Below are 18,773 nucleotides of genomic sequence, written 5' to 3'. Positions count from 1 at the left end.
TTGCCACTGCGAACCCCGAAAACAAAAACAGCGGACATCTAGTCCGCTGTTTTTGAAGGGAAACCTGGTCGGGGTGAGAGGATTCGAACCTCCGGCCTCTACGTCCCGAACGTAGCGCTCTACCAGGCTAAGCTACACCCCGATTTTTACTCTTCCGATTTTGCCGTCTTCTTCAAGACCGCTGCGTCGTCGAGCAAGAACGTAACTATAACGACGTTTTTTCGAAAATGGAATACCTTCGTGAAGATTTTTTTCGAGGCAGGTATTTCACCGTACCGAACGTGCGTCGTCGCAGCGGTGGCGGCGACGCACGCGATGCGCTTACGACTGCCGTGACGTCGAGTAAGAGCACAGCGCGAGCAGGCTCTCCTTGTAGATCGAATCGGGGAACGCGGCGATCGCCGCGGCTGCCGCCTGCGCTTCCTGGCGCGCGCATTCGAGTGTGTGATCCAGCGCGCCCGAGCGCGTGATCGCTTCGAAAATCGTGTCGAAGCGATCGGTGCCGCCCTGTTCGATCGCCTCGCGGGCAAGCGCCGACTGCTCGGGCGTGCCGCGTTCGATCAGATAGATGAGCGGCAGCGTCGGCTTGCCTTCGCGCAGGTCGTCGCCGGCATTCTTGCCCATTGCCTCGACGGTGCCCGCGTAGTCGAGCCAGTCGTCCATGATCTGGAACGCGGTGCCGATCCGGCGGCCGTATTCGGCGGCGGCGGCTTCGGTCGGCGCATCGGCGCCCGCGAGCACCGCGCCCAGGCGTGCCGACGCCTCGAACAGCTTGGCCGTCTTGTAGCGGATCACCTGCATGTAGCGCGTTTCGTCGACGTCCGCGTCGTGCATGTTGAGGAGCTGCAGCACCTCGCCTTCGGAAATGATCGTCGTTGCTTCGGAGAGGATCTCCATCACGCGCATCTTGCCGACGCCGACCATCATCTCGAACGAGCGCGAGTAGAGGTAATCGCCTACCAGCACGCTCGCCGCGTTGCCGAACAGCGCATTGGCGGTCTGGCGGCCGCGGCGCAGCTCGGATTCGTCGACGACGTCGTCATGCAGCAGCGTGGCCGTATGGATGAACTCGACGACGGCGGCCAGCACATGCCGCTGGTGCGACGTCTCGCCGAGCGCGCCGGCGACGAGCAGCAGCAACGCCGGACGCAGCCGCTTGCCGCCCGCGCCGATGATGTACTCGGCGATCTGGTTGATCAGCAGCACGTCGGACGCGAGGCTTTGCCGGATAACGCGATTCACCTGCTCCATGTCGCTGGTGATCGGAGCGAGCAGGTGGGCGGCGCTGAGGGTGGGGGAGGCGGTGGACGACGACATGATGATGGAATTGGGTGATGCCGCGGATTATAAGTCGAATCCGAGATATCCCGGTCTGTCGGACGCGCCGCAGCCGTGATTTTGGCCGTTCGGCCGGGGCCGGCGAGCGGCAATCGTCGATCGGTTTTGACTTCGGTGCTAACCCCATGTATAATCACGTGTTTTCCGCGCGTGGTGTGCGGAAAATTTGGATCCAGAGTGAGGTTCTCAATGTACGCGGTCATAAAAACCGGCGGCAAGCAGTACAAGGTTGCCGTTGGCGAAAAACTCAAAGTAGAACAGATACCGGCTGACATTGACGCTGAAATCACGCTCGACCAGGTTCTCGCAGTGGGCGAAGGCGAATCGATTAAGTTCGGTACGCCGCTGGTCAGTGGGGCTTCCGTCAAGGCCACCGTTGTGTCGCACGGTCGTCATGCCAAGGTCACCATCTTCAAGATGCGTCGCCGGAAGCACTACCAAAAGCACGGCGGCCACCGCCAGAACTACACTGAGCTGCGCATCGACGCGATCAACGCGTAAGCGCCTCGGTAAAGGAGCAATCAGATGGCACACAAAAAGGCAGGCGGCTCTTCCCGGAACGGCCGCGACTCCGAGTCGAAACGTCTCGGCGTGAAAGTGTACGGCGGTCAGGCAATCAATGCCGGCGGCATCATCGTGCGTCAGCGCGGTACGCGCATGCACGCAGGCGAGAACGTCGGCATGGGCAAGGATCACACCCTGTTCGCGCTGGTCGACGGTCACGTGAAGTTCGCGACGAAGGGCGCGGACAAGAAGCATCTGGTCATCGTTGTCCCGGCGGCTGCCTAAGTTCAGGCACCCAAGGGCTTCGTAGCCGAAAGGCCCCGCAGTCTTCGCGGGGCCTTTTTTATTTGGCCGCCGGGCGCATGTGCGCTCCGGCGGCCGTCGCGCGACCGGCGTACGATCGGCCGGATGGCAGATTGTTCAAGCGCTCCGGCGCGCGGCACAATAGCGGAAATACTGGGCGGAGTGACGAATGAAGTTCATTGACGAAGCACGAATCGAAGTCATCGCTGGAGACGGGGGCGATGGCAGTGCGTCGATGCGCCGCGAGAAATTCGTCCCGTTCGGCGGGCCGGACGGCGGCGACGGCGGCCGGGGCGGTAGCGTTTACGCGATCGCCGACCGCAACATCAACACACTGATCGACTACCGTTACGCGAAGAAACACCTGGCGCGCAACGGCGAAAACGGCCGCGGCTCGGATTGCTACGGCAAGGGCGGCGACGATGTGACGCTGCGCATGCCGGTCGGTACGGTCATCAGCGATATGGATACAGGCGAACTGATCGCCGACCTGACCGAGCACGACCAGCAGGTGATGCTTGCGCAAGGCGGCTCCGGCGGCCTCGGCAACCTGCATTTCAAGTCGAGCACGAACCGCGCGCCGCGCCAGAAGACCGACGGCAAGCCCGGCGAGCGACGCATGCTGAGGCTCGAGCTGAAGGTGCTCGCCGATGTCGGCCTGCTCGGCATGCCGAATGCGGGCAAGTCGACGTTCATCTCGTCGGTGTCGAATGCGAAGCCGAAGATCGCCGATTATCCGTTCACGACGCTCGCGCCGAATCTGGGCGTCGTGCGCGTTGGTCCGAGCAAGAGCTTCGTGATCGCCGATATCCCGGGGCTGATCGAGGGTGCCGCCGAAGGCGCGGGCCTCGGCCACCAGTTCCTGCGTCACCTACAGCGCACCGGCGTGCTGCTGCATCTCGTCGATCTCGCCCCGTTCGATGAAAGCGTCGATCCGGTCGCGGAAGCGACGGCGATCGTCGGCGAGCTGCGCAAGTACGACGAGGCGCTTTACGAGAAGCCGCGCTGGCTCGTGCTCAACAAGCTCGACATGGTGCCGGAAGACGAGCGCGAGGCGCGCGTCGCAGATTTCCTCGACCGCTTCGGCTGGAGCGGCCCCGTGTTCGAAATCTCGGCGCTGACGGGCCAGGGCTGCGAGGCGCTGTGCTACGCAATCTACGATTATCTGGCTGAACATTCGGAAGCGCATCGCGCGGCGGAAGCGGAAGATCTGGCGGCGGACGTGCGTTTCCGCGACAAGCCCGCCGACGGCGGCGCGGCGCCGGGCGACGACGCCTGAGCGGTTCCGGAACGCGTCGGGCGTGCCGCCCGGCGCCGTCGTTCAATCGCGCATCAGATACAGGAGACAGTGCAGGATGCGTTCGATCATCGCGGATTCGAAGCGACTGGTGGTGAAGGTGGGTTCCAGCCTCGTGACCAACGACGGCAAGGGGCTCGATCATGCTGCGATCGGCCGCTGGGCGGCGCAGATCGCCGCGCTGCGCGCTCAAGGCAAGGAAGTCGTGCTCGTCAGTTCGGGTGCGATTGCGGAAGGGATGCAGCGGCTCGGCTGGAGCAAGCGGCCGCGGGAAATCGACGAGTTGCAGGCCGCTGCCGCAGTCGGCCAGATGGGGCTCGCACAAGTCTACGAGAGCCGCTTCACCGAACACGACATCCGCACCGCGCAGATCCTGCTCACGCACGCTGACCTCGCGGACCGCGAGCGTTACCTGAATGCGCGTTCGACGCTGCTTACGCTGCTGCGACTCGGTGTCGTGCCGATCATCAACGAGAACGACACGGTCGTCACTGACGAAATCAAGTTCGGCGACAACGACACGCTCGGCGCGCTCGTCGCGAACTTGATCGAAGGCGATGCGCTGATCATCCTGACCGATCAAACCGGGCTGTTTACGGCCGATCCGCGCAAGGACCCGAACGCGACGCTCGTCGCCGAGGCCAATGCAGGTGCGCCGGAACTCGAGGCGATGGCGGGCGGCGCGGGCTCGAGCCTCGGCCGCGGCGGGATGCTGACGAAGATTCTCGCGGCGAAGCGTGCGGCGCATAGCGGCGCGAATACGGTGATCGCGAGCGGCCGGGAGTCCGACGTGCTCGTGCGCCTGGCAGCCGGCGAGGCTATCGGCACGCAACTGATCGCCCGCACCGCGCGGATGGCGGCGCGCAAACAGTGGATGGCAGACCATCTGCAGGTGCGCGGCCATGTCGTGATCGACGCGGGTGCGGTCGAGAAGCTGACGGCTGGCGGCAAGAGCCTGCTGCCGATCGGCGTGATCGACGTGCAGGGCGCATTCGCGCGCGGCGAGGTGATCGCGTGTGTCGGCCCCGACGGGCGCGAGGTGGCGCGCGGGCTCACGAATTACAGCAGTGCGGAGACGAAACTGATTCACCGCAAGCCGAGCGGCGAGATCGAGACGGTACTCGGCTACATGCTGGAGCCCGAGCTGATCCATCGCGACAACCTCGTGCTGGTGTAACGACCTGCCCCGGTTCCGGTAGCCAAATGAAAAGCCCGCGTCACGCGGGCTTTTTTCATGCGATGGGGCGGAGCGGGTAGCCCGCACCGCTCGCCGTTAACGCAGCTGCGTCATCGCGGTGCGGTGAAACCGGATGTTCTCCAGGATCTGCTGGGTCGAGCCTTGCGGCATCTTGTTCGAGCAGAAGTAGTCTTGATAGAGCGACGAATGGTAGGCATTCAGTTCGCCGTTCTCGATGCGCCGCCAGTCGTTCTCGACCGTGCGGTCCCAGCCGTCGTGATCCGAGTTCAGGCCTGCGTACTGGCGCCATTCGTAGGTGTCGCAGCGGATGCCTTCGTAGTTCACGTTGCGCGCGCCGGCCGGGCTCGTGATGACGACGGCGTAGCGCACGACGCCATCGGTGCCGACCGCGAGCGACTTCGCATCGACGAAGAACTTGAGCGGCGTGTTCTGCGAGACGTTGAACGGCAGCAGGTCGCCCGTTTGCGGCAACGGCGGCAGCGTGTCGACCGCGTTTTCCTTCCAGGTGCCCTGGCGGTCCAGCAGATACACGAACTCGCTGTCATCCTTGTTGGTCGGCGTCTTCGAATTCGCGCAACCCGCCAGCGTGGCCGCCGCGGCAATCGAGACGAGCGCGAGAGCAATCGCTTTCAATATGCATTCCTCGTAAAAAAAGGGCGCGACACCAAGGTCGCGCCCGGTCATGCAGTCCGACTCGTCATTTGCCGACGATCACGTGGGGCGGCATCTCGTCGAGCGTGCTCGCTTCCACTTCGATCTCCGAACAGACTACCGATGTGTCGACAATCGTTAACGTCTGCTGGGCCTGTACGCCAATGACGCGCGGATAGCGCGACAGACGCGGCCCACGCGGCTTCTCGGCTCGCTGCGCCGGGCGGCGCAGGAAGCGCGACAGTTCCGTCAGCGCCAACTGATAGACATCCCGCTTGAACTCGATCACCGCATCGAGCGGCACCCAGTACTCGTTCCAGCGCCACGCATCGAACTCCGGGTGATCGGTTGCGCGCAAGCAAATATCGCAATCGCGTCCAACCATCCGTAGCAGGAACCAGATCTGCTTCTGGCCGCGGTAATGACCGCGTACTTCGCGTTTGATGAACTTGTCAGGCACCTCGTAACGCAACCAGTCGCGGGTGCGGCCGATTATCTTGACGTGTTCCGGATGCAGGCCGGTTTCCTCGTGCAGTTCCCGGTACATCGCCTGCATGGGGGTCTCGCCATACTTGATCCCACCTTGAGGAAACTGCCAGGAGTGCTCGCGGAGCCGCTTGCCCCAAAACACCTCGTTGCGCGCGTTCAAGAGGATGATGCCGACGTTCGGGCGAAAGCCTTCACGATCCAGCATACAACCACCTTCGAATCCTTTAAAATTGCTTTGATTATAAACAGATAACGGGCGCTGCGCACCGTGACGGAGCGAATCCGCGCGGGGTACACCGGCTGAATTGTCCCTGATTAGTCTGCTAAGTCATCTGCGCCATCGTCGTTCGTCGCGCGCAGCTTTTTCACCTTGAAACTTTTTCGGGCGCCCCGCCTGGGGGCGCCGTTTTTGGAACCGTCCGCATGAAAGCTTCCCGTTTCTTTATCGGCACCCTGAAAGAAGCACCCGCCGACGCAGAGATCGTCAGCCACAAGCTGATGGTACGCGCCGGCATGATCCGTCGCGTCGCCGGCGGCATCTATAACTACCTGCCGGTCGGCCTGCGCTCGATTCGCAAGGTCGAAGCGATCGTGCGCGAGGAAATGAACCGGGCGGGCGCCATCGAGCTGCTGATGCCGGCCGTGCAGCCGGCCGAGCTGTGGCAGGAATCGGGCCGCTGGGAACAGTACGGCCCCGAGCTGCTGCGCTTCAAGGACCGCAAGGACAATGATTTCGTGATCGGGCCGACGCACGAGGAAGTCATCACCGACATCGCGCGCAACCAGATCAAGAGCTACCGGCAGATGCCGGTGAACTTCTACCAGATCCAGACGAAGTTCCGCGACGAGATCCGTCCGCGTTTCGGCGTGATGCGCGGCCGCGAATTCATCATGAAGGACGCGTATTCGTTCGACAAGGATGCGGCGGGCCTGAACGAGTCGTATCGCAAGATGTACGACGCGTACGTGCGCATCTTCACGCGCCTCGGCCTCGAGTTCCGTGCGGTCGCGGCCGACAGCGGCTCGATCGGCGGCAATTTCTCGCATGAATTCCACGTGATCGCCGATACCGGCGAGGACGCGATCGCCTACTGCCCGACGTCCGAATTCGCGGCGAACATCGAGGCGGCTGAAGCGCTGCCGCTGATCGCCGAACGCGCGGCGCCGGCCGAAGCGATGGAGAAGGTCGCGACGCCGGGCAAGGCAAAGTGCGAAGCGGTCGCCGAACTGCTGGCGATCCCGCTCGAGCGCACGATCAAGTCGATCGTGCTCGCGACCGACAACGAAGGCGCCGAGCCGACGATCTGGCTCGTGATGCTGCGCGGCGATCACGATCTGAACGAGATCAAGGTGTCGAAGCTGCCGGGCCTGAAGAACCATCGCTTCGCGACCGAGCAGGAAATCGTCGAGTGGTTCGGCACGCCGCCGGGCTATCTCGGCCCGGTCGGCACGAAGAAGCCGGTGAAGGTGATCGCGGACCGCACGGTCGCGAACATGAGCGACTTCGTCGTCGGTGCGAACGAGGTCGACTATCACATCGCGGGCGTGAACTGGGGCCGAGACCTGCCCGAGCCGGACGTTGCCGACGTGCGCAACGTGAAGAAGGGCGACCCGTCGCCGGACGGCAAAGGCGTGATCGACATCTGCCGCGGCATCGAGGTCGGCCACGTGTTCCAGCTCGGTACGAAGTATTCGGAAGCGATGGGCGCGACGTTCCTCGACGAGTCGGGCAAGCCGCAGCCGATGCTGATGGGCTGCTACGGCGTCGGCGTCACGCGCATTCTCGGCGCGGCGATCGAGCAGAACTTCGACGACCGCGGCATCATCTGGCCCGAGTCGATCGCGCCGTTCGAAGTCGTGCTGTGCCCGATGGGCTATGACCGCAGCGACATGGTGCGCGAAGCGGCCGACAAGCTGTACGCGGAACTCGCCGCGGCCGGCATCGACGTGATCCTCGACGACCGCGGCGAACGCCCGGGCGTGATGTTCGCCGACTGGGAGCTGATCGGCGTGCCGCATCGCCTCGTGATCGGCGAGCGCGGCCTGAAGGAAGGCAAGATCGAGTATCAGGGCCGCCGCGACGCCGAAGCGACGCTGCTGCCGGCCGACGCGGCTGCGGCGACGGTCGCGGAGAAGATCCGCGCCGCGCTCGCGCGCTAAGCACGGCGACCGGAGGACACGGTGGAATACACCTTCCTGTCGGCCACCGTGCTCCTCGTGCTGATCACCGATCCGCTCGGCAACATCCCGCTGTTCATTTCGGCGATGCGGGACGTGCCGCGCGAGCGGCGCGTGAAGCTGATCCTGCGTGAAGTGGGGATCGCGTTCGTGATCCTGCTGTTCTTCATGGTGGTCGGCGACCGCTTCCTGCGGATGATGAGCCTCACCGATTTGTCGTTGCGGCTCGGCGGCGGGATCGTGCTGTTCCTGATCGCGCTGCGGATGATCTTCCCGCATCCGGACGGCGCGCTCGGCAACGATCCGCGCGCGGGCGGCGAACCGTTCATCGTGCCGCTCGCGATCCCGGCGCTCGCCGGGCCGTCGGCGCTTGCGACGGTGATGCTGCTGACGTCGCAGGCGCCCGGCAAGATGCTCGAGTGGGTTGGCGCGCTGACGGTCACGATGATCGTCTGCGCGGTCACGCTGGTGCTGGCCGAGCGGATCCAGCAATGGATCGGCGAGCGGACGGTCGCGGCGTTCGAGCGGCTGATGGGCCTCGTGCTTGTCGCGATCTCGGTCGAGATGATGCTGGGCGGCATCCGCGCGTTCGTGCACCAGTTGTAAGGCGCGCGGCGCACGCACAAAAAAGCGGCGCTCCGGGAAACCGGAGCGCCGCTTTCTATTTAGAGGGCGGGCAGGGTGCTCAGACGTTCGTGGTCAGCGCGCGGATCGTCGGCAGGTTGCGCCAGTAGCCCTTCGCGTCCATCCCGCAGCCGAACACGTAGCGGTCGGGCACCGAGAAGCCGCAGAAGTCCGGGTGCAGCGGTTTCGCCTTCGAGAGCGTCTTCTCGCACAGCACGGCCGACATGAAGCGCTGCGCGCCCATGTCGAGGATGCGGTCGCGGATCGCGGCCATCGTCTCGCCTTCGTCGAGGATGTCGTCGAGTACGAGCACGATGCGGTCCTTCACCGATTCGCGCGGCGCGACGCGCCAGTGCATTTCGGGGCTGCCCTGCGTCGTGTTGCGGTAGCGGGTCAAGTGGATGTAGTCGAATTCGAGCGGGAAATCGAGATGCGGCAGCAGCATCCCGGTAAACACCGCGGCGCCGCCCATCACCGAGAGAACGAGCGGGAACGCATCGCCGATCTCGGCGCGGATCGCGTCGGCCATCTTGGAGATCGACGCGTTGACGGCGTCGGCCGAGACGATCTCTTCGGAGTGGTCGAAAATGTGGAGGGCTTCTTCGCGGTTCATGTGTTCTGGCGGGCAGTCGGTATACAAATAAGAATGAAGCAGAACGGACGGCGCGCGCTACAGCAAAAACCCGCGCGCCGGCCGACGGGCAAAATCAGCGCATGCCGGGCATCATGCCCTTCAGGCCGCGCATCATTTTCTGCATGTTGCCGCCCTTCAGCTTCTTCATCATCGTACGCATCTGGTCGTACTGGTTCAGCATCCGGTTGACTTCCTGCACCGGCACGCCCGCGCCGGCTGCAATGCGGCGCTTGCGCGTCGCCTTGATGATCTCGGGTTTCGCGCGCTCGGCGGGCGTCATCGAGCTGATGATGCCTTCCATCCGGCGGATCGACTTCTCGGCCTGGCCCATGTCGGCGCCGGCGGCCGCCTGCTGGAATTGCGCGGGCAGCTTGTCCATCAGCGACGACAGGCCGCCCATGTTCTTCATCTGCGAGATCTGCGCGCGGAAATCGTTCAGGTCGAAATCGCCGCCTTTCTTGACCTTGTCGGCGAGCTTTTGCGCAGCCTGCACGTCGACGCCGCGCTGCGCCTCCTCGACGAGCGCGAGGATGTCGCCCATGCCGAGGATTCGGTTCGCCATCCGGTCGGGGTGGAACACCTCGAGGCCGTCGAGCTTCTCGGCGACGCCGACGAACTTGATCGGCTTGCCCGTGATGTGACGCACCGACAGCGCGGCGCCGCCGCGCGAATCGCCGTCGAGCTTGGTCAGCACGACGCCCGTGAGCGGCAGCGTGTCGTTGAACGCCTTCGCGGTGTTGACCGCATCCTGGCCGAGCATCGCGTCGACGACGAACAGCGTTTCGGCCGGCTTCAGCGTGCCGTGCAGCGCGGCGATTTCCTGCATCATCGCCTCGTCGATGCCGAGGCGGCCGGCCGTATCGACGATCAGCACGTCATGATAGTGGCGCTTCGCCCAGTCGACGGCGGCGATCGCGATGTCGACCGGCTTCTGGTCCGGCGTGGACGGGAAGAAATCGGCGCCGACCTGTTCGCTCACCGTTTTCAGCTGCATGATCGCGGCCGGGCGATACACGTCGCACGACACGGTCAGCACCTTCTTCTTGTACTTCTCGCGCAGCAGCTTCGCGAGCTTGCCGGCGGTCGTCGTCTTGCCGGCGCCCTGCAGGCCGGCCATCAGGATCACGGCGGGCGGCGTGACCGCGAGGTTCAGCTCGGCGGCCTTGCCTTCGTAGTCGCCGCCGATCACGGCGGTCAGTTCCTTCTGGACCACGCCGACGAGCGCCTGACCCGGCGACAGGCTGCTGATCACTTCTTCGCCGAGCGCCTTTTCCTTGACCTTGGCGATGAATTCGCGGACGACCGGCAGCGAGACGTCGGCCTCGAGCAGCGCGAGACGCACCTCGCGGAGCATCTCCTGCGTGTTCGCCTCGGTGAGCCGGGCCTCGCCGCGCAGCGTCTTGACGACGCGGGCCATCCGTTGAGTGAGATTGTCGAGCATGGGGAGCGATGGACAGTGGGGCCCGAAGGCGCAGCGGAACCGAACAAAGGGAGCCGTCGCGGGAAGGGGGCCTAGTGTAAACTTCGAACATGGATATTGTACTGTATGCCCTCACCGCATTCCTGTACGGCGGCCTCGCCGTCGCAGGCTGGCGCACGCACCGCCAGGGCGCGACGCCGCTCGTCGCGAGCGTGCCGGCCGTGCCGGTTCCCGCGTCCGCCGCGTCCGGGATGAGCGGGGCCGGCCGCGCGCTGCTGTTCGCCGCGCTCGTCGCGCACGGCGTACTGCTCCACATGACGATCTTTCCGAACGACTCGATGGTGTTCGGCTTCGCGTTCGCGCTGTCCGCGATGTTCTGGCTCGGCGCCGGCATCTACTGGATCGAGAGCTTTTTCTTCCCGCTCGACAGCCTGCGCCTGCTCGTGCTGCCGCTCGCGTGCGGCGCGTCGCTGCTGCCGCTCGTGTTCGGCGGCGTGCGGGTGCTTCCTTATGCCGCAGCGCCGCTGTTCAAACTGCATTTCCTGATCGCGAACATCGCGTACGGCCTGTTCGCGATCGCGGCGCTGCACGCGATCCTGATGCTGATGGTCGAGCGGCGCCTGCAGTCGCTGCGCAGCGGCGGGCGCGACGGTTCGACGGGCTGGATCGCGAGCTGGCTCGAAACGCTGCCGCCGCTGCTCACGCTCGAGAAGCTGCTGTTCCGCCTGATCGGCGCCGGTTTCGTGCTGCTCACGCTGACGCTCGCGTCGGGCATCCTGTTCAGCGAGCAGGTCGATGCGCGCGCGTTGCGGCTCGATCACAAGACCGTGTTCGCGATCCTGTCGTGGCTGATGTTCGGCGGCCTGCTGGTCGCCCGCAAGACATCGGGCTGGCGCGGGCGCGGCGCCGCGCGCTGGGTGCTCGTGTCGTTCGCCGCGCTGCTGCTCGCGTATGTCGGCAGCCGGTTCGTTTTCGAGGTGCTGCTGCACCGTTCCGTGGTTTGAACGCAGGTTTCCGATGCGACAGATTCTTCTCCTGATTCTTCTCTTCTTCGCGGGCTCGTGGATCGCGCGCAAGCTGCGCCAGGCCCAGGAACACGCGCAGGCGCGCACCGGCCGCGGCGCGGGTTACGACGGCGCGGCCGGCACCGGCGGCGCTGGCGCAGCGCGCCCGAACGGCGACACGCGGTCGTTGCCCGAGCCGATGGTGCGCTGCGCTGAATGCGGCGTGCATGCGCCGAAGGGCGACGCTATTGCAGCAGGCGGCGATTACTTCTGCAGCGCCGAGCACGCCCAGCGCCACGCCGCGCGCGCGAGCGGTCAAGACGCGCGATGAGCGACGCGCCGCTGCTGTCGGTCGACGCGAACGGCTGGGTGCGCGAAGCGCGCCATGCGCCGTCGCCGAACTTCGAGGCGCGGCCCGCGGGTGCGGTGCCGACGCTCGTGGTCGTCCACAACATCAGCCTGCCGCCCGGCGAATTCGGCGGCGACGCGATCGAGGCGTTGTTCCTGAATCGCCTCGACTGCGATGCGCACCCCTATTACCAGAGCCACCTGCGCGGCGTGCGCGTGTCCGCGCACTTCCTGATCCGCCGCGGCGGCGAGCTCGTGCAGTTCGTGTCGTGCGACGAGCGCGCGTGGCACGCGGGCTCGTCCGAGTTCTTCGGTCGGCCGCGTTGCAATGACTTCTCGATCGGCATCGAGCTCGAAGGCGCGGACGACGTGCCATTCGACGACGCGCAATACGCGATGCTCGCGGCGCTCACCCGCGCGCTCGCCACGCGCTATCCGGTCGACGCGTTCGCGGGGCATTCCGACGTCGCGCCGGGCCGCAAGACCGACCCGGGCCCGCACTTCGATTGGCAACGCTTTGCGAGCGATGCCGGTTTTTCCGCCGAATACTTTCCTTTCCGTCAGCACTGATCGCGGGGTTTTTGAACCGGAGAAATTTTTTTTTCCGACCAATGCCTTGTCACGTCTGCCCCTCCGGGAGGCGGGGGTGATGTCAATACCTTCAGCGCAAATTATCCGTTTTGACCTCGTCCGAATGTCCACTATACTTGGTGCCAGTTGAGCGGTTCTGCACTAGATATAGTGTGTGTCGCAGGGGAAACCCGAGCGGCACCGGCCGGCGGGCAACGCCGGCGGACAGGGTTCTCAGGGCGGCGCGTCAGGCCGGGCGGTCCAGGCGTCGCGATCAGCGCAGCGAACTTCGACGGGGCAGGGTACACATGACGAAGCACACGACCGGATCGGTTGTCGCGCATCGGCCGAACCGGCTCCCCCGACGTATCGCTCGCCTCTTACCGCTCGCGCACCGTGTTGCGCAGCGTTCGTTTTAATCCGCGGTTCTCTCCGCACCATCCAACACCAGGAGCTTTGCACATGCAAACCACCGACAACGCGACGTCCCAGTACGAGAGCGCCTCGAGCCGTCCGCTCGGCGGGACCGAACAGGGCGCGCAGGCGCTCGCGCCGCAAGCCACGTTCGCCGACTACAAGGTGATCCGCCGCAACGGCAGCGTGGTGTCGTTCGAGCCTTCGAAGATCGCGATCGCGGTGACCAAGGCTTTCCTGGCCGTCAATGGCGGGCAGGGCGCGGCATCGGCGCGCGTACGCGAACTCGTCGAGCAACTGACGCACAACGTCGTGCGCGCGCTCGTGCGTAGCCGCCCGAACGGCGGAACGTTCCATATCGAAGACATCCAGGACCAGGTCGAACTCGCGCTGATGCGCGGCGGCGAACACAACGTCGCGCGTGCGTACGTGCTGTATCGCGAGAAGCGCCACCTCGAACGCCAAAATGCAGGCGAGGAAGCGGCGGTTGCAGGCGGCGAGTCGAACACCGGCATCAACGTCGTCGACAACGGCGTGACGCGCCCGCTCGACCTGAACGCGCTGCGCGCACTGATCGTGTCGGCATGCGACGGCCTCGGCGCTGCGGTTAACCCTGACCCGATCGTCGCGGAGACGGTGAAGAACCTGTACGACGGCGTGCCGATGAGCCAGGTCTACGACTCGGCGATCCTCGCTGCTCGCACGATGATCGAGAAGGACCCGGCATACAGCCAGGTCACGGCCCGCATCCTGCTGCACACGATCCGTCGCGAGATTCTCGGCGAGGAAGTGGTGCAGTCCGAGATGTCGGCCCGTTACGCGGAATACTTCCCGCAGTTCCTGAAGCGCGGCGTCGACGCCGGCCTGCTCGACGACAAGCTGCTGCAGTTCGACCTGAAGCGTCTCGGCGAAGCGCTCGACGCGAACCGCGACCTGCAGTTCGGCTACCTCGGCCTGCAGACCCTGTACGACCGCTACTTCCTGCACGTCGAGGGCGCCCGCATCGAAATGCCGCAGGCATTCTTCATGCGCGTCGCGATGGGCCTGTCGCTGAACGAGATCGACCGCGAAACGCGCGCGATCGAGTTCTACAACGTGCTGTCGAGCTTCGACTTCATGAGCTCGACGCCGACGCTGTTCAACTCGGGCACGCACCGCTCGCAGCTGTCGTCGTGCTACCTGACGACGGTCGCGGACGATCTCGACGGCATCTATGAAGCGCTGAAGGAAAACGCGCTGCTGTCGAAGTTCGCCGGCGGTCTCGGCAACGACTGGACGCGCGTGCGTGCACTCGGCTCGCATATCAAGGGCACGAACGGCAAGTCGCAAGGCGTGGTCCCGTTCCTGAAGGTCGTGAACGACACGGCCGTCGCGGTCAACCAGGGCGGCAAGCGCAAGGGCGCGGTCTGCGCGTACCTCGAATCCTGGCACCTCGACATCGAAGAATTCCTCGAGCTGCGCAAGAACACGGGCGACGATCGCCGCCGGACGCACGACATGAACACGGCGAACTGGATTCCCGACCTGTTCATGAAGCGCGTGATGGAAGGCGCCGACTGGACGCTGTTCTCGCCGTCGACCTGCCCGGACCTGCACGACAAGTTCGGCGCCGATTTCGAGAAGGCTTACACGGCTTACGAAGAGAAGGTCGCGCGCGGCGAGATCAAGCTGTTCAAGAAGATCCCGGCGGCGCAGCTCTGGCGCAAGATGCTCGGCATGCTGTTCGAGACGGGCCACCCGTGGATCACGTTCAAGGATCCGTGCAACGTGCGCTCGCCGCAGCAGCACGTCGGCGTCGTCCACTCGTCGAACCTGTGCACGGAAATCACGCTGAACACGAGCGACACCGAAATCGCGGTGTGCAACCTCGGCTCGGTGAACCTCGTCGCCCACCTGGTCAAGCAGGCCGACGGCAGCTACGCGCTCGACCACGACAAGCTGAAGCGCACGATCAGCGTCGCGATGCGCATGCTCGACAACGTGATCGACATCAACTACTACGCGGTGCCGAAGGCGCGTAACTCGAACCTGAAGCACCGCCCGGTCGGCATGGGCATCATGGGCTTCCAGGACTGCCTGCACCTGCTGCGCACGCCGTACGCGTCGACCGAGGCCGTCGAGTTCGCCGATCGTTCGATGGAAGCGGTCTGCTACTACGCGTACCACGCGTCGACCGAACTGGCCGAAGAGCGCGGCCGCTACTCGAGCTACCGCGGCTCGCTGTGGGATCGCGGCATCCTCCCGCAGGACACGCTGAAGCTGCTGGCCGAAGCGCGCGGCGGCTACGTCGAGGTCGACACGTCCGAGTCGCTTGACTGGACGACACTGCGTTCGCGGATCGCCGCGCACGGCATGCGCAACTCGAACTGCGTCGCGATCGCGCCGACGGCGACGATCTCGAACATCATCGGCGTGTCGGCGTGCATCGAGCCGACCTTCCAGAACCTGTACGTGAAGTCGAACCTGTCGGGCGAATTCACGGTGGTGAACGAGTACCTCGTTCGCGACCTGAAGGAACGCGGCCTGTGGGACGAAGTGATGGTCGCCGACCTGAAGTACTTCGACGGCATGCTGTCGCGCATCGACCGCATCCCGGCCGACCTGCGCGCGATCTACGCGACCGCGTTCGAAGTCGACCCGACGTGGCTGGTCGAGGCGGCATCGCGTCGCCAGAAATGGATCGACCAGGCGCAGTCGCTGAACATCTACATGGGCGGCGCGTCGGGCAAGAAGCTCGACGAGGTCTACAAGCTCGCATGGCTGCGCGGCCTGAAGACGACCTACTACCTCCGCACGATGGCGGCGACGCACGTCGAGAAGTCGACGGTCGCACACGGCGCGCTGAACGCAGTGCCGACCGGCGGCGCAGGCAGCGGCGGTTCGAGCAGCGGCGGCGCGCAAGGCGCAGCAGGCGGCTTCGGCGCAGCGGGCGGCGATGCGTCGTCGGGTGCGATCAACGCAGCACCGGCACTCGCGCCGGTCGAAGCGGACGGTCCGGTGTGCACGATGCGTCCGGGCGATCCGGGCTTCGACGAGTGCGAAGCGTGCCAGTAACGCAGCGCGCCTGACCTGAAGATGTGCCGGGCGGCGCGCACGACGACCGATCGAGGTTGAAGTGTGCGCCGCTCTCAACTAAAAAAATGATAAGGAATCTGTAACGCGGCACCTGCGTTGCAGGCAGTGACAAGCGATCGAAACATCCCCGACGACGTCGCGTTTCGATCAGCGTTCGATGCGTCGAGCGCACCTCGCGATACACGCGCGACACACGTCGCGCTCTGCATGAACGACGATGCGTTGCTCAAAGTGTTGTATCGAGGTCGCAACGCGAATCGAAAAAAGGATTTTTCGTGAGCGAACCCTTTTATCGCTCAGGAAAAGATGGTACAAACCGTTCTAAATTGATGGTGAGAATTTATGCTCAACTGGGATGACGAGAAGACTGCCGTAACTCCCGCGAGCGGAGCGCAGCACAATGCGATGCGCGCCCCCGCAGGAGTGGCTGTCGGAATGCAGGCTGCGTCGCCTGCCGCCCATCAGGTCCGTGACATTTTCGAAGGCGATCTTGCGGTGCCGCCGCAAGCATCGGCTGTTCCCGCCGGCGGTTCCGAAGCGCGGGTCAATGTCGCCGACAAGCGCATCATCAACGGCCAGACTGACGTCAATCAGCTGGTGCCGTTCAAGTACAAGTGGGCGTGGGAAAAGTATCTGGCCGGTTGCGCGAACCACTGGATGCCGCAGGAAATCAACATGTCCCGCGACATCGCACTGTGGAAGGACCCGAACGGTCTGACCGAGGACGAGCGCCGCATCGTGAAGCGCAACCTCGGTTTCTTCGTAACGGCCGATTCGCTCGCGGCGAACAACATCGTGCTCGGCACGTACCGCCACATCACGGCGCCCGAGTGCCGGCAGTTCCTGCTGCGCCAGGCGTTCGAAGAAGCGATCCACACGCACGCGTACCAATATATTGTCGAATCGCTCGGTCTCGACGAAGGCGAGATCTTCAACGCGTACCACGAGGTCACGTCGATCCGCGCGAAGGACGAATTCCTGATCCCGTTCATTCACACGCTGACGGATCCGGCCTTCAAGACCGGCACGCTCGAAGCGGATCAGAAGCTGCTGAAGTCGCTGATCGTGTTCGCCTGCATCATGGAAGGCCTGTTCTTCTATGTCGGGTTCACGCAGATCCTCGCGCTCGGCCGCCAGAACAAGATGACGGGTGCTGCAGAGCAATATCAGTACATCCTGCGCGACGAGTCGATGCACTGCAACTTCGGCATCGACCTGATCAACCAGATCAAGCTCGAGAATCCGCATCTCTGGACCGCGGAATTCCGCGCCGAGATCCGCGAGCTGTTCAAGCAGGCTGTCGAACTCGAATACCGCTACGCCGAGGACACGATGCCGCGCGGCGTGCTGGGTTTGAACGCGTCGATGTTCAAGAGCTATCTGCGCTTCATCAGCAACCGCCGTTGCCAGCAGATCGGCCTCGATCCGCTGTACCCGAACGAGGAAAACCCGTTCCCGTGGATGAGCGAGATGATCGACCTGAAGAAGGAGCGCAACTTCTTCGAGACGCGTGTGATCGAGTATCAGACGGGGGGCGCGCTGTCCTGGGAATAACCCGCAGCAGCGAACCCGTTACACGATGGAGCAGCCGGCGGCCTCTCGGCCCCGGCCCAAGGTTTAGGAGCAAGAACGCCTGATGCAAAGCATGCCCGGTGCCTTAACGGCCCAACGATACGACAGGCACTTTGCGAACCCTTCAGTGGGATGGGCAAACTTCCCTCCGGAAAAAGCGGACGGCCGTGTGGCGATCCGCTTTATCAAGCGATTAGGGGTAGCGGCGCGGGGTGCGCCGGCTACCGACTTGATTTGGCGCGCGAGGCCGGGTGGTCACGCGCGCCATACCGTATTCATTAGCGTAAGCGCGCAGTATCCGCGTACGCCGATGAATAGCCCGCTTCGAAGCGCACGTCCTGAACAGCGTCCGCGGGAAGCGGGTTTTGACGAAGGGTGTAGTTTGAACTGACTCTCATCTGAACCTGAAGGAGAACAACATGGCTACCGCCAAGAAAAAACCGGCTGCTAAGAAGGTTGCTGCCAAGAAGACCGTTGCGAAGAAGGCTGCAGCTCCGGCGAAGAAGGCCGCTGCTGTGAAGAAGGTTGCTGCGAAGAAGGTCGCGGTGAAGAAGGTTGCCGCGAAGAAGGCAGCACCGGCGAAGAAGGCCGCTGCGAAGAAGGTCGCGGCAAAGAAGGTCGCAACGAAGAAGGTTGCAGCCAAGAAGGTCGCAGCGAAGAAAGTCGCGGTGAAGAAGGTTGCTGCGAAGAAGGCAGCGCCGGCCAAGAAGGCCGCTGCGAAGAAGGTTGCAGCCAAGAAAGTCGCAGTGAAGAAGGTTGCTGCGAAGAAGGCCGCACCGGCGAAGAAGGCTGCTGCGAAGAAGGCCGCGCCTGCGAAGAAGGCTGCTGCCAAGAAGGCTGCGCCTGCGAAGAAGGCTGCTGCGAAGAAGGCTGCGCCCGCCAAGAAGGCTGCCCCTGCGAAGAAGGCTGCCGCACCGGCGAAGAAGGCTGCTGCTCCGAAGAAGGCCGTCGTGAAGAAGGCTGCACCGGCAACGACCGCGTCGACCGCATCGGTTGCGCCGGCATCGGGCGTGAAGACCGCGCTCAACCCGGCAGCGGCATGGCCGTTCCCGACCGGCAGCCGTCCGTAATCGCGGCTGACCAGCACCACCCGGGCACTCACGTGGTGTCCGTGGGTTGAGTAGCGCTACTCAATCAATCCCGCCATCTGGCTC

18 protein-coding genes and 1 tRNA gene are annotated in these 18,773 nt (G+C 64.3%); 13 read left to right on the top strand and 6 right to left on the bottom strand.

All coding sequences use genetic code 11. The features are described 5' to 3' along the window. Positions 1-65: 65 nt before the first annotated feature. Together BBJ41_RS09350 and BBJ41_RS09345 are read right to left on the bottom strand one after the other, a co-directional pair. Positions 66-142 (bottom strand) — tRNA-Pro (locus BBJ41_RS09350). Between the two features lie 179 nt (positions 143-321). Continuing rightward, a complete protein-coding gene (locus BBJ41_RS09345) occupies positions 322-1,317 on the bottom strand; it encodes a polyprenyl synthetase family protein (RefSeq protein WP_034182656.1) in 996 nt (331 codons plus the stop codon). A 210-nt stretch (positions 1,318-1,527) separates the two neighbouring features. Between BBJ41_RS09345 and rplU the strand changes: the two genes are divergently transcribed. The 4 genes from rplU to proB all read left to right on the top strand — a co-directional run bounded on the left by rplU (position 1,528) and on the right by proB (position 4,619). Further along, the gene (gene rplU, locus BBJ41_RS09340; RefSeq protein ID WP_006025184.1) at positions 1,528-1,839 is read left to right on the top strand and encodes a 50S ribosomal protein L21; all 312 of its coding nucleotides are present in this window, start codon (positions 1,528-1,530) and stop codon (positions 1,837-1,839) included. Positions 1,840-1,863: 24 nt separating this feature from the next. Beyond that, positions 1,864-2,127, top strand: coding sequence for a 50S ribosomal protein L27 (gene rpmA / locus BBJ41_RS09335; RefSeq protein ID WP_006476999.1), 264 nt, complete (start codon positions 1,864-1,866; stop codon positions 2,125-2,127). Between the two features lie 187 nt (positions 2,128-2,314). Beyond that, the gene (gene obgE / locus BBJ41_RS09330) at positions 2,315-3,424 is read left to right on the top strand and encodes an Obg family GTPase CgtA (protein ID WP_069746267.1); all 1,110 of its coding nucleotides are present in this window, start codon (positions 2,315-2,317) and stop codon (positions 3,422-3,424) included. Positions 3,425-3,500: 76 nt separating this feature from the next. Next, the gene (gene proB / locus BBJ41_RS09325; protein ID WP_069746266.1) at positions 3,501-4,619 is read left to right on the top strand and encodes a glutamate 5-kinase; all 1,119 of its coding nucleotides are present in this window, start codon (positions 3,501-3,503) and stop codon (positions 4,617-4,619) included. A 96-nt stretch (positions 4,620-4,715) separates the two neighbouring features. Here the strand turns inward: proB and BBJ41_RS09320 are convergent, their stop codons facing one another. Further along, positions 4,716-5,324: a CNP1-like family protein gene (locus tag BBJ41_RS09320; RefSeq protein WP_069746265.1), complete on the bottom strand. Its 609-nt coding sequence runs from the start codon at positions 5,322-5,324 to the stop codon at positions 4,716-4,718. A 13-nt stretch (positions 5,325-5,337) separates the two neighbouring features. Continuing rightward, positions 5,338-5,985, bottom strand: coding sequence for an RNA pyrophosphohydrolase (locus BBJ41_RS09315; protein WP_011350862.1), 648 nt, complete (start codon positions 5,983-5,985; stop codon positions 5,338-5,340). A 218-nt stretch (positions 5,986-6,203) separates the two neighbouring features. Here BBJ41_RS09315 and BBJ41_RS09310 point away from each other — a divergent pair, with 218 nt between their 5' ends. Both BBJ41_RS09310 and BBJ41_RS09305 read left to right on the top strand, forming a co-directional pair. Beyond that, positions 6,204-7,940: a proline--tRNA ligase gene (locus BBJ41_RS09310; RefSeq protein ID WP_069746264.1), complete on the top strand. Its 1,737-nt coding sequence runs from the start codon at positions 6,204-6,206 to the stop codon at positions 7,938-7,940. Positions 7,941-7,961: 21 nt separating this feature from the next. After that, positions 7,962-8,564 (top strand): MarC family protein, encoded by a 603-nt coding sequence (locus BBJ41_RS09305; protein WP_031398927.1) that lies wholly within the window; start codon positions 7,962-7,964, stop codon positions 8,562-8,564. A 79-nt stretch (positions 8,565-8,643) separates the two neighbouring features. On the opposite strand, the gene BBJ41_RS09300 is transcribed toward BBJ41_RS09305, so the two are convergent. After that, positions 8,644-9,195 (bottom strand): hypoxanthine-guanine phosphoribosyltransferase, encoded by a 552-nt coding sequence (locus BBJ41_RS09300; RefSeq protein ID WP_069746263.1) that lies wholly within the window; start codon positions 9,193-9,195, stop codon positions 8,644-8,646. 94 nt (positions 9,196-9,289) lie between these two features. Beyond that, positions 9,290-10,657 carry a signal recognition particle protein gene (gene ffh / locus BBJ41_RS09295; RefSeq protein ID WP_069746262.1) on the bottom strand — a complete coding sequence of 456 codons (1,368 nt, stop codon included), beginning with the start codon at positions 10,655-10,657 and terminating at the stop codon, positions 9,290-9,292. An 89-nt stretch (positions 10,658-10,746) separates the two neighbouring features. On the opposite strand from ffh, the gene BBJ41_RS09290 reads away from it, so the two are divergent. From BBJ41_RS09290 to BBJ41_RS09265, 7 genes are all read left to right on the top strand, one after another. After that, on the top strand, positions 10,747-11,640 hold the full coding sequence (locus BBJ41_RS09290; protein WP_046544887.1) for a cytochrome C assembly family protein: 894 nt from the start codon (positions 10,747-10,749) through the stop codon (positions 11,638-11,640). 13 nt (positions 11,641-11,653) lie between these two features. Then, positions 11,654-11,971 carry a PP0621 family protein gene (locus BBJ41_RS09285; RefSeq protein ID WP_069746261.1) on the top strand — a complete coding sequence of 106 codons (318 nt, stop codon included), beginning with the start codon at positions 11,654-11,656 and terminating at the stop codon, positions 11,969-11,971. Then, positions 11,968-12,558, top strand: a complete 591-nt coding sequence (ampD, locus tag BBJ41_RS09280) for a 1,6-anhydro-N-acetylmuramyl-L-alanine amidase AmpD (RefSeq protein ID WP_069746260.1) — start codon at positions 11,968-11,970, stop codon at positions 12,556-12,558. Before BBJ41_RS09285 ends, ampD begins: the two co-directional genes overlap by 4 nt. A 462-nt stretch (positions 12,559-13,020) precedes the next feature. After that, positions 13,021-16,026, top strand: a complete 3,006-nt coding sequence (locus BBJ41_RS09275; RefSeq protein ID WP_069746259.1) for a ribonucleoside-diphosphate reductase subunit alpha — start codon at positions 13,021-13,023, stop codon at positions 16,024-16,026. A 363-nt stretch (positions 16,027-16,389) separates the two neighbouring features. After that, the gene (locus BBJ41_RS09270; protein ID WP_047899748.1) at positions 16,390-17,601 is read left to right on the top strand and encodes a ribonucleotide-diphosphate reductase subunit beta; all 1,212 of its coding nucleotides are present in this window, start codon (positions 16,390-16,392) and stop codon (positions 17,599-17,601) included. 82 nt (positions 17,602-17,683) lie between these two features. Beyond that, a complete protein-coding gene (locus tag BBJ41_RS38760) occupies positions 17,684-18,010 on the top strand; it encodes a hypothetical protein (RefSeq protein ID WP_083281835.1) in 327 nt (108 codons plus the stop codon). Positions 18,011-18,038: 28 nt separating this feature from the next. Beyond that, positions 18,039-18,689, top strand: a complete 651-nt coding sequence (locus tag BBJ41_RS09265; RefSeq protein ID WP_069746258.1) for a histone H1-like DNA-binding protein — start codon at positions 18,039-18,041, stop codon at positions 18,687-18,689. Positions 18,690-18,773: the final 84 nt, after the last annotated feature.

This window comes from Burkholderia stabilis (assembly GCF_001742165.1).
In the GTDB taxonomy this organism is placed as follows: domain Bacteria; phylum Pseudomonadota; class Gammaproteobacteria; order Burkholderiales; family Burkholderiaceae; genus Burkholderia; species Burkholderia stabilis.
This window is presented reverse-complemented; position numbering and strand designations above follow the sequence as displayed.